Source organism: Pseudoalteromonas sp. SCQQ13 (assembly GCF_015864415.1).
GTDB classification, from domain to species: Bacteria; Pseudomonadota; Gammaproteobacteria; order Enterobacterales; family Alteromonadaceae; genus Pseudoalteromonas; species Pseudoalteromonas nigrifaciens.
Window position 1 is genome coordinate 167,949 of sequence record NZ_JADYXG010000002.1, and the last position, 12,401, is coordinate 180,349.

Below are 12,401 nucleotides of genomic sequence, written 5' to 3' on the forward strand. Positions count from 1 at the left end.
AAAAAAAAAAAAAAAAGTGACTCTACCTCTTTTCAAGTTGATGAAAGTACCTTCAACCAAGTTAAACTAGAAAGCGATACTGACCAATTCACTCGTGGTGTTAGCTTAAGCCAAACACTGTTTGATTTAGGCGCATGGAATAACCTAGGTATTGCTGATAAACAAGCTTTACAAGCCAGTGCACAGTACGATTTTGCTAAGCAAGATTTAATAGTACGTGTTGCCGATGGTTACTTTAATGTATTAAGTGCTATCGATAGCCTTGAATTTGTTAAAGCTGAAAAGCGCGCTATTGAACGCCAATTAGAGCAAACAAAGCAACGCTACGCGGTAGGCCTAACTGCTATTACCGACGTACACGAAGCGCAAGCTCAGTTTGATAACTCAGTAGCACAAGAAATTGTTGCCGGTAATGCCGTAGAAACAGCACGTGAACTACTGCGCGAAATAACAGGTAAGTACCACGCAAAACTTGACGTTTTAAATACCGAAACATTTTCAACTGTAAAGCCAAATAAACCCTCTAGCGACTTAGTTAAAGTGGCTGAAGAAAAGAACTTAAATTTACAAGTAGCAAAAGTCACAGTTGATATAGCTAAAGATCAAATTGAGCTAGCGAAAGCAGGCCACTACCCAAAATTAACACTTGATGCGCGTTACGGTGATTCTTTAACCAATCGCGACACAAACGGTGCAAGTTTTGATAACCAACCTCGTGCCGATTCGACCACTATAGGTATTAACTTTAGTGTGCCTCTTTACTCAGGTGGTGCCACGGTTGCTGCAACTAATCAAGCACGTGCATTTTACGTCGCTGCAAGCCAAGATTACGAAACTAACTATCGCGCAGTTACACGCACAGTTATTACTTCTTATAATCAAGTGGTTTCAGATATAGCGACCTTTAGAGCGCTAGAGCAAGCGGTTATATCTGCCGAGAGTGCACTTAAAGCAACTGAAGCAGGTTTTGAAGTAGGTACTCGTACTATTGTTGATGTACTTGTTAGCACACAAAACTTGTACAATGCAAAACGTAACCTTGCCAATGTTCGCTATCGCTACGTGGTATCTACGCTGCGTTTAAAACAAGCAACAGGAACACTGACAAATGCTGACTTAATGGCGATTAATAAAGGTTTAAACGCAATTTAACACAGCTTAGTCTAGTAACTAAAAAGCCAGCATTTTGTTGGCTTTTTGTGTTTTATAGCGCTTAGCGTTAAACTAGCGTTTTTATTATTAGAGAATTTTTTGTGGTTACCTCATCTCCTTTTAAAATATCTTTTTTTGGTCCTCGTTACTGGTTAACTTGGGTGGGTGTTTTCTTTTTATATTTAATTTCGTGGCTACCACAAAAGCTACAACTAGCAATGGGCAAGCAGCTTGGCCGATTAGTACATAAATATATGAAGCGACGCCGCCATATTGCTGAGGTAAATATAAGACACTGCTTCCCAGATATGAGCGAAGCAGACCAACAAGCATTAGTATTAAAAAACATGGAAAATACCGGAATGGCCATGGTCGAAACCGGTATGGCATGGTGGTGGCCAAAGTGGCGAGTACAAAAAGCTTACGGTTCAATTAAAGGGCTTGAGCACTTTGAGCGCATTCAAGCGTCGGGCAAAGGCGTGTTAATGCTAGTTCCGCATATTTTGCATCTTGAAATGGCGAGCCGTGTAATGGGATTAAAATACCAAGGCTTAGGTTTTTATCGCCCGCACAACAATCCGCTTATGGAATACTTTACTACCAATGGTCGCTTGCGCTCTAACGAATATTTAATTGGCCGAAAAGACGTAAAAGGTTTATTAAAAGCACTTAAAAACAAAAAAATATGTTACTACTTACCTGATCAAGATTATGGTCGTAAGCATTGTGAATTTGTGCCATTTTTTGCCGTACCAGACACAGCAACAACCACAGGAACGCTAATGTTTGCAGCCAGCAAGCACTGTGAAACAGTTAGTTTAGTTAGCCGTCGCGACGAACACGGTAAATACCACTTAGAAGTATTACCTGAACTTGAAAACTTCCCCAGTGGCGACAACAGAGCCGATGTCACTCGTGTTAACCAACGTATAGAGCAAGCAATTAATGCCGCTCCTGAGCAATATATGTGGCTACACCGCCGCTTTAAAACACGCCCCGATGAAAATAGCACTTCTTTTTATTAAAAGTAATGGTATAACAATAGATAATAAAAATAAAAATGAGTACCAACTATGTGGTTCTGGATTAAACATTTATCACTGGCTGCGGGGCTAATAATTCTCGCAGTCTACTTTTTATTAGGTGATGGTCCAGTATTTGATTTTAAAGAATCAAACAATGCAGCGGCGCAAGGATTAAGTCGGTTTTACTCTTCAATTCGTAATAAAGTGAGCGACGAGCAAGGTAAGTTTGTATTGCAGCTTAAAAAGCCAGAACAAACTCTTGAGCGTGTTTTAGCTGAGCGCATGCGTATTATTGAACCGATTCCAAAAACCTGGACAGGTAAAATTGAGCCTCGACGCTTTGAAAACGGGTCAACACTAAAAAAGGCGTTATCGCAATATGCCAGTAATGAAGGCATAGAGTTATATTGGTATTTAAGTAAAGATTACGTCGTTAAAGATCATTTTAGAGTCGATAGCAATTTCACTTCTACCTTGTATCAAGTAGGGCGTGCAATTAACGACGACTTTGAAAACGAAGTATACACTTACTTATGTCATAAACAGCGCGCGGCCGTAATTACTGAACTACCTTCTGAATTTGTTCGCACTAACTGCTTACAACTTAAAGCTTGAACTTAATAATTAGCACTTTGATACTCATCTGAGTATCAAAGTGACGCGCGCTTAACCAAAGTTCAAGTTAACTTAATTCAAACACAGTTTGCCAGATTGCAGTTACATTTTTAATGTCATCACTAAATTGTGCACGCTCTGTGCAGCGCCCTTGCTGATCTAAACTCAACACATGATAGCGCGAACGGTAATTAATATACGCCTGAATTAATTGCTGCTTTTGCGCCTTGGTAATGCAGCCAAGCTTTGCAGCATCAGTTAAAATTCTGACGTTATCGGAATACACACATAGCTCTTCAAATTGTTGCGCATAATTTAGCACTAAGTACTGAGTAATAAATTCAATATCTGTCATTGCGCCAACATCTTGCTTTAAATCAAATTGCTGCTCATTTCCTGTTGCTAAATGTTCACGCATTTTTTCACGCATTTTTATTACATCGTCTTTGAGCACTTTTTTATCGCGCGGCTGACACAGTATATTTTTACGAATTTGCGCAAAACGCTCAACAAATTCAGCTTGCCCTAAAATCAGCCTAGCTCGCACTAGCGCTTGATGCTCCCACGTCCATGCCTGTGTTTGTTGGTAATGATTAAAGCTCTCTAGGTTAATTGCCAGTAACCCCGATGCGCCTTCAGGGCGTAGTCGTGTATCAAGCTCATATAAAATCCCCGAAGCGGTTCGGGTATTAAATAAATGCATTAAACGTTGCGCCAATTTTAAATAAAATTGCCTTGAATCTATTGGCTTTACACCATTAGTTTGGCTGCTGCCATCGTGGTTATGTACAAAGACTAAATCTAAATCAGAGTCATAACCCACTTCAAAGCCACCGGTTTTACCATAGGCAATAACCGCAAAACCTTTGCTTTCGTCGTTAGTACTAGGTGGCATACCAAAGCGTTTTACACAATTGTGCCATGCAATATTAACGGCCTGATCGACAATAGCCTCCGCCAGTGCCGTTAAATGATCGCTCACCTTCATTACATCCATAACATCGGTGGCATCGGCAGCGGCAATTCGTAACTGATGCGTTTGTTTAAACTGCCGTAACGCCTCCATTTGCATTTCTAAGTCGTCGGGCTCAATACGTAAAAAATATTGCCTAATTTCGTCTTTATAGGCGCTTAAAGGTGTTGGCTTATAAAGTACTGCGGGGTCTATTAGCTCATCAAGCAAAATAGGGTAAAGCGAAATATGCTCACCTATCCATTTACTATAACAACACAATAATACTAACTGCTTTAAGGCACCTGGGTTTTCGTATAACAGCTCTAAATATGCGGTACGCGAAATTATTTTATTGAGTATTTGGCAAATAACATTAAATGTTTCGGCAGTGGCATTAAAGTCGTTCATTTGTTTGAGTAAAACCGGCATTAATTTATCAAGAATATTACGCCCTCGATTACCCACTTTTGCTTTAGATATACGTTGTTTAAAGTCGTGTAGTGGTGTTTGCCAATCTTCCCTGGGATCATTTAAAAAACTCACATCACCATGATCCCAAGTACTAATAAATGCGCCTTCGCAAGTATCTAGCGGCTCGGTTTCCTCCCCTATTACATGATTAAACTCATTATGAATTTGCCCCATTACATGCTCTAAATAGCTTAACGTAGCGCTAAAGTCGGGCTGATTGAGTAAATAGTTTAAACGTTGCTGATTTAGCTCCTCATCCGGGAGGGTTTGCGTTTGTTGGTCATCAAATATTTGTAGGTACTGCTCTACTTTACGCAGGTATAAGTAGTTTTTTTGCAGATCTTTTGCTTCAAGCTCATCAATTACTTGGCTTAAGCTAAGCTCTTTAAGGGCGTGTAATAATGATTGAGTTTGCAAATTAGCCTCTCGCCCACCACGTACCATTTGTAGTGCTTGTACAATAAATTCAACTTCTCGTATTCCGCCTGCGCCTAGTTTTATATTGTTGGTTAGGCGCTTACGACGTACTTCTTGAGCAATCATCAACTTCATTTTTCGCAGCGACTCAATCACCGAAAAGTCAATATAGCGTCTATATACAAACGGCTTTAATAGCTGGTTAAACTCGCTAAAATAAATGTTAGGCGTGCCAATTAAGCGCCCTTTTAACATGGCATAACGTTCCCAATCACGGCCTTGCTCTTGGTAATAATCTTCAATTGCATTAAAGCTCATAACTAACGGGCCACTTTCGCCAAAAGGTCGCAGTCGCATATCTACTCTAAATACTTGGCCGTCAACGGTCACTTGATTAAGTGCGGTTATTAACTTTTGCGCCACTTTGGTATAAAACACTTGAGCTTCGAGCGAGCGACGCCCGCCTTGGGTTTTAATATTGCGAGGATAGGCAAAAATAAGATCTATATCTGATGAGTAATTTAGCTCTTGTCCGCCAAGCTTACCCATTCCTAACACCATTAAAGGCAATGGCTGACCTTGTTCATTTAAAGGCTCACCATTGGTTTTTGCCACCTGTGTATAAGCCCACTGATTTGCACTTTCTATTAGGTTATCTGCTAATTGGCTTACATACTTGATACTATCGGCAATTGGGTTGTCGCAACATAAATCTAAAAAAGCCACTTTAAGCCAGTACTTTTCTCGGTATTGCCGCAGTAATTTATGGCAATCGCGCTCATCAATATTATTTAGGTCTAAGTCAATAAAAGGAGCTGCAATCACCCTATTTTTAATTTCGGTGTTACATAATAACCAGTTTTTTAGCTCAGGTTGCGATGTTAAACAGCGCCATGCAAAGTCACTCAAGGCTAATAACCGTACCAGCGCTAATTCTTGCTTTTGTTGTGGATAAAGCTGTTCGAAGCGTGTTTCGCCAAGTTTTTGTAATTGAATGGGAAGTTGCTTTACGTTACTCATCAATACTCTCTTTTATATCATCAATAACCGTACTAGAATGATTAAAAACCTATTAAGGTAAATACTACTTAGGAAAACCATGTCATATTTGTCATTATCTAACACTAGTTTACTTGCGATTGCTATTAGTTTTATTGTTATTTGCGTGATCATAATGAGCTTAAGAATAACCACTCAACTAAAAGCAAAACAAGCGCTTAAAGATGAGTTAGCGCAGCATGATAACTTTGCAATGGGGATTAGTTTTGCCTCAGAAATATCGGTGGTGATTGCCTCAGTAGCATTTTTATTTGATGAAATAAGCATAAGCACAGCGCAATCGAACCCATTAAAAGTGATCTTTTTAATCGTTTTATTATTTTTATTTATTAAAGTAGGTCACTTAATTCATCGCAAATGGATTTTGCATCGCTTTAATGAAGAAGCCGCTATTTTAAAACAAAATGTCTGCGCCGCACTGGTCGACTCAGGTATGTTAATTGCAAACTGTATTATTACTTTAGGGCTTTACACTTGGACTCACACTCAAGGTTTTAGCAGTTTACTCATTGCCTTTGTAAGTTTTTTTGTACTACAAGGTATGTTTGCTTTTGATAGTAAAATACGTGAATACCACTTTGCCAAAGCTAACCAAGGCGCATCGCTACAAAGTAACTTTGGCCTTGAAAATACCTCTATTGGTATTCGTTACGCGGGTAAATCAATTGGTTTATCGCTGGCCGCGTATGCTGGTTTGTCCAGCGCAGCGTTTCAAAATGGTAAGATGGTCGAAAATTTATTTACACTCGTGATGCATTGCGGTGTAATGTGGGTGCTACTTTACAGTTTAACTTATGTAATAAAAAAGATTTCGTTACCAAATATCGATACTTCGCTGGAAATTGATCATCAAGATAATATTGGTATTGCTTGTATCGAATTTGCGGTTTTTTGTGCTGTAGGTTATTTGCTTATTAGTATGTTTTCAATTTAACACCAAGCTGATTAAATATAATATTTAATCAGCTTGTGAACACTTTGCTTAAGTGTAATGGGGCCTTATGCTATTTGATGTAACCAATTATCTGTTAGTTGATATAGATAATGAGTTTAGCAGAGCATTTGCTGAGTACTCTTTTAATCATGCTCAGAGCCAATCACCCAGCGGGTTAATAGCAGCTGGTAGCCACACCCGGCAGTTAGTAAAAATGATGTTTGATGAACTTATAAAAGATTACTGCTATTGCGACTTTGAAAATGAAATTAGTGTATCAGAGCTCGCTACCTACTTGCATGATCATCATAAAATTAAAGGCGTATTATTTAACCGTGTTGATTACTTACTTGGCGATGATAAACAGCGCTTTATTTATAACTCACTACACAAAAGTCGCTTTTTAGTTAGCCAAGACGAAAATGGCTTTTCGTTTAGCCCAGTAACAGACCCAGGGCATTCAAATCACTTATCGTGCCATACCGATATAGCACAAGCGTCACTAAACCTAATAGAGACTGATGAGCAATTTAATAAAAATAAATAATTGCACCTAGCTCACAGCTTACTTACCATAGCGGCATATAACTTTTATGCACTAACCAATAAGTGATACCACATGCGAGTTCCTCATATTTATCAGGCATCGAGTATTGCCTTAAACACTCCCGTTACATTAGATGACGACGCTGCAGGGCATATTGGCCGAGTATTGCGAATGAAAGTAGGCGAGCACGTGTCTATTTTTAATGGTGAAGGCGGTGAATACCTTAGTGAAATTATTGAGGTGACTAAAAAAAATGTCGTGGTTATGCCACAACAGCTAAATACTCATGATGTAGAGTCGCCCTTAAAAATTCACTTAGGCCAATGCGTATCCCGTGGCGATAAAATGGATTTTACCATTCAAAAATCGGTGGAACTGGGTATTACCGAAATCACCCCTATTTTTAGTCAGCGTTGCGGCGTTAAATTGATGGGCGATCGACTTGATAAAAAACACCAACAATGGCAAAAAATAGCCATAGCCGCCGCAGAGCAATCTGGGCGTAATTTTGTACCTGTTGTTCATCCGCCGGTAGATCTAAAGCAATGGCTTGCACAGCAAAGTGCAGCAATTAAGCTCACTTTGCATCCACGTGCCGAGCACAGTATCAAAACAATTACCGTCCCAAAAGATGGCGTACGCTTTTTAGTTGGCCCTGAAGGCGGCTTTACTGATGAGGAAATGGCGCAAACAAAGCAACAAAACTTTGTAGATATTCGCTTAGGCCCGCGCGTATTACGCACCGAAACAGCAGCATTAACTGTTTTAAGTGCATTACAGCTGCAGTTTGGCGACTTAGCTAATTGAAATAACTAAAAGTACCCACATATATATATTAATATTCATATTAAGGCACAGCGCATGGCAATTAAGTTAGGCATTATTTCAGATCCTATTAGCGGATTTAATATTAAAAAAGACACTGGTTTTGCAATGATGATGCAAGCGCAAGCACGTGGCTATGAAATTTACTATATGGAAATGGATGATCTTTCACTACGCCAAGGTCAGGCATATGCTACAGCTGCAAAAGCACAGGTTTTTGACGATCCAAACAATTGGTACCAGCTTGAGCAAAAAACCACTATTGCACTTGGCGATTTAGACGTTATTTTAATGCGTAAAGATCCCCCTTTTGATACCGAATACATATACGCAACTTATATTTTAGAGCGTGCCGAACAAGCAGGTACACTCATAGTTAACAAGCCACAAAGCCTGCGCGACGCAAACGAAAAGCTGTTTACAGCTTGGTTTAGCGAACACACGCCCGACACTTTAGTAACGCGCAGCCAAAAGCAAATTCGTGAGTTTTTAGCGCAGCATAAAGACATTATTTTAAAACCGCTTGATGGCATGGGTGGCGCGTCGATTTTTAGAGTTAAAGCAGACGATGCTAACATTGGTGTAATTTGTGAAACATTAACCGAGCACGGCAGTCGCTTTGCCATGGTACAAAATTATGTTCCAGAGATCACTCAAGGCGATAAGCGCGTATTGGTTGTTGATGGCGAAGTAATTCCATATTGCTTGGCGCGTATTCCACAAAACGGAGAAACACGCGGTAACTTAGCCGTAGGTGGACGCGGCGAAGCACGTCCTTTAAGTGAATCCGATTTAAAAATTGCACAAGCTGTGGCACCAACACTTAAAGAAAAAGGCCTAATTTTTGTCGGCTTAGATATTATTGGCGACAAATTAACCGAAATTAACGTAACCGCACCAACCTGTGTTAAAGAAATTGAAGCGGCGTACGATATTTCAATTACGGGTATTTTATTTGACGCAATTGAAAAACGACTCGCTAAATAAGTTAGCGTTATTAAAAGCGCTTTCATATTGTAAGGTTTAAGGTATTCATTATTTTTAAATCGTATGAAAGTGCTTATTTTGTTTTAAAAACATGGGTATGTGCCATACTAAAAATTCATTAACTAAAAAGGGTGAAATCTATGCAGTCATTAGAAAATCATTTTTTAATCGCAATGCCGTCGATGCAAGACCCTTTTTTTAAACGTGCTGTTACCTATATTTGTGAGCACAATGAAGACGGGGCTATGGGCTTGGTAATCAACCAACCTATTAATATTACCGTAGGTGAGTTACTCGATAAAATAGAAATTGATAACGACAAAACTCAGCAAGCAGCGCAAGTTAGCGTATATGCTGGCGGGCCGGTTAAAACCGACCGTGGTTTTGTACTGCACTCTCCAAAGCATGGTTACTCTGCGAGCCAAGCGCTCAGCAGTGATATCATGATCACCACCTCTAAAGATGTACTCGCTTCGTTAACCACAGCACAAGCACCTGAACAATTTATTATTACTTTGGGCTACTCTGGCTGGGAGCAAGGTCAATTAGAACAAGAGCTATTGGATAATAGCTGGCTGATAATTAAAGCTGATCCGAAAATTATTTTTGACACCCCCGTTGAAAAACGCTGGGAAAAAGCAGTTTCTATGCTGGGCTTTGATATAAGTCAACTCAGCCCTGAAGCTGGTCATGCTTAACAAGATAAACTTATGACAAAAAAAAACTTCAAGCCGCAAGGCCAGCGTACTGTAATGGGCTTTGACTTTGGCACCAAAAGTATTGGTATTGCTATAGGTCAAGAGCTCACTGGCAGCGCATCGAGCCTTAAAGCTGTAAAAGCACAAGATGGCATTCCTAATTGGGATGACATAGCAGTACAAGTAAACGAATGGCAACCCGATTTAATGGTGGTAGGTTTACCGCTAAATATGGATGGCACCGCCCAAGAGGTAACTTTTAAAGCTAAAAAGTTTGCTAATCGATTACACAATCACTATGCCATACCGGTAGAAACACAAGATGAGCGCTTAACCACCGCCGATGCTAAAGCGCGCTTGTTTGAGCAAGGCGGTTATAAAAACTTAGGCAAAGGCAAAGTAGATAACATGTCTGCGGTGATTATTTTAGAGAGCTTTTTTGAAACAAGTTACGGTGAGTGAAAATATTAGGTGTTAGGCTTTGAATATCAGAGCTTTTAAGCTGATACCCAAAGCCTTCTCTTTAACTTAACTAATATTGCCTTTATCATCAAGGCCATCAATAGTGACCCCTTGTAAAAAGCCCGCCCCTTGCTGCTCATTGTTGCGCAGCTTTATCATTAAGCGCAAATCGTTCGCCGAATCGGCATGGTGCAATGCATCTGCATAATTGATTCGTTGCTGTTTATACAACTCAAATAAGGCCTGATCAAAGGTCTGCATACCCATTTCTTTCGATTTAGCCATGGTTTCTTTAATACCGCCTATATCACCATTTTTAATTAGCTCTGCAACCATAGGTGAATTAAGTAATATTTCAATAGCAGCAACTCGACCTTGCCCGTCAGATGTGGGGATCAGCTGCTGGGCAATAATAGCGCGTAAATTTAATGCTAGATCGTACTTAAGCTTATCGTGCTTTTCTTTTGGCACTAAATGCATGATCCGATCTATCGCCTGGTTAGCGTTGTTTGCATGCAAGGTAGCCACACATAAGTGCCCTGTTTCTGCAAAGCTTAATGCATACTCCATGGTTTCTTGTGAGCGTATTTCGCCTATTAATATTACGTCGGGTGCTTGGCGTAACGAGCTTTTAAGCGCTGACTCAAAACTTTCGGTATCTAGCCCTACTTCGCGTTGAGTAATAATACTTTTACGGTGTTCGTGTACAAACTCAATCGGGTCTTCAATGGTTAATATATGTCCGCGCTGATTACGGTTTCTATAGCCAATAAGTGCAGCAAGTGAGGTTGACTTACCCGTACCGGTTCCCCCCACAAATAGCACTAAACCACGTTTCGACATAATCACATCGGTAAGTGTAGACGGCAGCCCAAGTTCGCCAATTTCAGGTATTTTAGTAACAATACGACGAATAACCATGCCCGCTTTATCGCGCTGCCAAAATGCCGAAACACGAAAACGTCCTTCGTCAGTGGCAATCGCAAAGTTGCATTCTTTCGTTGTATGAAACTCGGCTTTTTGTTTTTCACTCATTGCCGATTCAACCAACTCAAGTGATTGCTCATCGCTGAGCGGCTCATCATCAAGCGGGGTTAATTCACCATTAATTTTAGCGCTGATAGGCAGTTGGCTTGAAACAAATAAATCAGAGCCTTTTTTATCTATCATTATTTGTAAAAAGTTATTTAAAGATAAAGCCATTAGTATTCCTTAACCACCGAACTGAGTTTTGTCTTGCGCTTTAGCTTGCGCTGCAATATTGGTAACAATGCCATGATTAACTAAGTTTGTTAAACATTGATCCATCGTTTGCATTCCATGCGAAGCGCCAGTTTGAATAGACGAGTACATTTGCGCCACTTTATCTTCACGAATTAAGTTACGAATAGCAGGTACTGCAAGCATAATTTCGTGAGCAGCTACTCGCCCACCGCCAATTTTTTTAAGCAGGGTTTGCGAAATTACCGCACGTAATGATTCCGAGAGCATAGAGCGGATCATGGCTTTTTCTTCACCTGGGAATACATCTATAATACGGTCAATGGTTTTAGGTGCAGAGGTGGTGTGCAAAGTGCCAAATACTAAGTGACCAGTTTCGGCTGCTGTCATTGCCAGGCGAATGGTTTCCAGATCACGTAATTCACCAACTAATATTACATCTGGATCTTCACGAAGTGCACTGCGTAGCGCATTTTTAAAGCTATGTGTGTCGCGATGTACTTCTCGCTGATTAATCAGACTTAATTTGTTATCGTGGACAAACTCTATTGGATCTTCAATAGTGAGAATATGGTGATGTTTTGTTTGATTTATATAATCAACCATAGCCGCTAATGTTGTCGACTTACCTGACCCTGTAGGGCCAGTTACTAATACTAAGCCGCGAGGGTTATCGGCAATGGTTTTAAAAATATCGGGAGCACCTAAATCATCTAGTGTGAGCACTTCACTGGGGATCGTACGAAATACAGCGGCTGGGCCACGATGAGTATTAAAAGCATTAACACGAAAACGTGCTAAATTAGGCACTTCAAATGAAAAATCCACTTCGAGATTTTGTTCGTAGTCCTTGCGCTGGTTATCGTTCATAATATCGTAAACTAGGTTGTTTACATCTTTGTCTCCTAGTGCTGGTATATTAATACGCCGCACATCGCCGTCTACGCGTATCATAGGTGAAACCCCTGATGATAAATGTAAATCGGATGCTTTGTGTTGCACACTAAACGCCAATAATTCGGTAATATCCATT

At 40.1% G+C, this 12,401-nt stretch carries 12 protein-coding genes; 9 read left to right on the forward strand and 3 right to left on the reverse strand.

Annotated features, from left to right (window positions below; genetic code table 11):
- From I6F41_RS02520 to I6F41_RS02530, 3 genes are all read left to right on the forward strand, one after another.
- The coding region (locus tag I6F41_RS02520; RefSeq protein WP_231613353.1) for a TolC family outer membrane protein at positions 1–1,152 on the forward strand (1,152 nt) is incomplete at its 5' end.
- Positions 1,153–1,253: 101 nt separating this feature from the next.
- Entirely contained in the window at positions 1,254–2,177 is a 924-nt protein-coding gene (gene lpxL, locus I6F41_RS02525) for an LpxL/LpxP family Kdo(2)-lipid IV(A) lauroyl/palmitoleoyl acyltransferase (protein ID WP_182683913.1), read from the forward strand.
- Positions 2,178–2,225: 48 nt separating this feature from the next.
- A complete protein-coding gene (locus tag I6F41_RS02530; protein ID WP_182683912.1) occupies positions 2,226–2,792 on the forward strand; it encodes a toxin co-regulated pilus biosynthesis Q family protein in 567 nt (188 codons plus the stop codon).
- A 67-nt stretch (positions 2,793–2,859) separates the two neighbouring features.
- Here the strand turns inward: I6F41_RS02530 and glnE are convergent, their stop codons facing one another.
- Complete coding sequence (gene glnE / locus I6F41_RS02535) at positions 2,860–5,655, reverse strand: bifunctional [glutamate--ammonia ligase]-adenylyl-L-tyrosine phosphorylase/[glutamate--ammonia-ligase] adenylyltransferase (RefSeq protein ID WP_182683911.1); 2,796 nt, start codon at positions 5,653–5,655, stop codon at positions 2,860–2,862.
- A gap of 79 nt (positions 5,656–5,734) precedes the next feature.
- Between glnE and I6F41_RS02540 the strand changes: the two genes are divergently transcribed.
- From I6F41_RS02540 to ruvX, 6 genes are all read left to right on the forward strand, one after another.
- Complete coding sequence (locus I6F41_RS02540) at positions 5,735–6,628, forward strand: DUF350 domain-containing protein (RefSeq protein WP_011329244.1); 894 nt, start codon at positions 5,735–5,737, stop codon at positions 6,626–6,628.
- Positions 6,629–6,695: 67 nt separating this feature from the next.
- Positions 6,696–7,175 (forward strand): hypothetical protein, encoded by a 480-nt coding sequence (locus tag I6F41_RS02545; RefSeq protein WP_089368757.1) that lies wholly within the window; start codon positions 6,696–6,698, stop codon positions 7,173–7,175.
- Between the two features lie 72 nt (positions 7,176–7,247).
- Entirely contained in the window at positions 7,248–7,982 is a 735-nt protein-coding gene (rsmE, locus tag I6F41_RS02550; protein ID WP_011329246.1) for a 16S rRNA (uracil(1498)-N(3))-methyltransferase, read from the forward strand.
- Between the two features lie 54 nt (positions 7,983–8,036).
- Entirely contained in the window at positions 8,037–8,987 is a 951-nt protein-coding gene (gene gshB / locus I6F41_RS02555) for a glutathione synthase (protein WP_089368758.1), read from the forward strand.
- 140 nt (positions 8,988–9,127) lie between these two features.
- Positions 9,128–9,685, forward strand: a complete 558-nt coding sequence (locus I6F41_RS02560; RefSeq protein ID WP_011329248.1) for a YqgE/AlgH family protein — start codon at positions 9,128–9,130, stop codon at positions 9,683–9,685.
- Positions 9,686–9,697: 12 nt separating this feature from the next.
- Positions 9,698–10,147, forward strand: coding sequence for a Holliday junction resolvase RuvX (ruvX, locus tag I6F41_RS02565; protein ID WP_011329249.1), 450 nt, complete (start codon positions 9,698–9,700; stop codon positions 10,145–10,147).
- Between the two features lie 66 nt (positions 10,148–10,213).
- On the opposite strand, the gene I6F41_RS02570 is transcribed toward ruvX, so the two are convergent.
- Both I6F41_RS02570 and I6F41_RS02575 read right to left on the reverse strand, forming a co-directional pair.
- The gene (locus I6F41_RS02570; protein ID WP_011329250.1) at positions 10,214–11,350 is read right to left on the reverse strand and encodes a PilT/PilU family type 4a pilus ATPase; all 1,137 of its coding nucleotides are present in this window, start codon (positions 11,348–11,350) and stop codon (positions 10,214–10,216) included.
- Between the two features lie 9 nt (positions 11,351–11,359).
- Positions 11,360–12,400, reverse strand: a complete 1,041-nt coding sequence (locus I6F41_RS02575) for a type IV pilus twitching motility protein PilT (protein WP_041454575.1) — start codon at positions 12,398–12,400, stop codon at positions 11,360–11,362.
- Position 12,401: the final 1 nt, after the last annotated feature.